Source organism: Streptococcus sp. DD10, from assembly GCF_001578805.1.
GTDB lineage: Bacteria > Bacillota > Bacilli > Lactobacillales > Streptococcaceae > Streptococcus.
Map to the genome: position 1 here is coordinate 1 of NZ_KQ969181.1, position 916 is coordinate 916.

Here is a 916-nt window from a genome sequence, read left to right on the forward strand (position 1 = left end):
CGCTAGTTGGTCGAGCAATATATGGGATAGGCAAAATGTGCTTCGTGATGTTGTAAGAAAAGGTGTACAAGATGCTGTTCTTCGTGGTAAAGGTGCTGATATACTTATCAAACAGCTTCAAAAGGAATTTAAAACTTCTTACAACTATGCTAGACGGTTGGCTGTAACGGAAACGGCACGGGTGTATTCAGAAGCGCAGAAAGCGAATTACAATGCGAATGACATAGAAGAGTATCAGGTGTTAGCTGAAGCAGGGGCTTGTAATATATGCGCCCCTTTTGATGGTGAACACTTTAAAACTTCTGAAATGGTAGCTGGTAGCAATGCAGCGCCTTTTCACCCTCATTGTCGCTGTACGACTGCACCTTATTCTGAGCGTGTTAAGATGTGGGAGAAGATAGAGGGGGAAGGGGCTAGTCTGGAACAATTCAAAGACGAAATGTCTGAATTTTGGAGATCAGATAGTGCCTCTTTTGTATCTAAGTATGATTATTATAATATTGGGAAATTGACAAATAATCCTGTTTTAGGTAGTTTAGCCGGTGAAAATATACGATTTGAAAAGCGTTCGTTAGAAAGAATTTTAGATAAACATGGACAAGAGTTTAGCCTTGATGAAATGCTCTTGATTATAGATGCAGTAGAGAAACCAAATGTTATAGCAGATAATAGCAAACATCATGATGGTTCATTTTTGTTGTATGCTTCGATTCCGAATAGGAAGAATCGTTTTATGGAGACAGTGGTCATTCCCGATGGTAACGGTGGCTTTATCATACACTATCACAAGCTAGGTAAGAGCAAGATAAATAAATTGGAACGTGAGGGGGTTATTCTTTACTCTGAGTTGGATATGTAGTATAATCCCATCTTTGACAGTTTTTCGAAATCAAAGAGCCCCTAAATGCTGATATGA

Annotated in this window: 1 protein-coding gene; it reads left to right on the forward strand. The window is 39.1% G+C overall.

The features are described from left to right. A partial coding sequence (locus STRDD10_RS09940; protein ID WP_197458344.1) for a minor capsid protein occupies window positions 1–859 on the forward strand: 859 nt, incomplete at its 5' end. Between the last annotated feature and the right edge of the window lie 57 nt (window positions 860–916).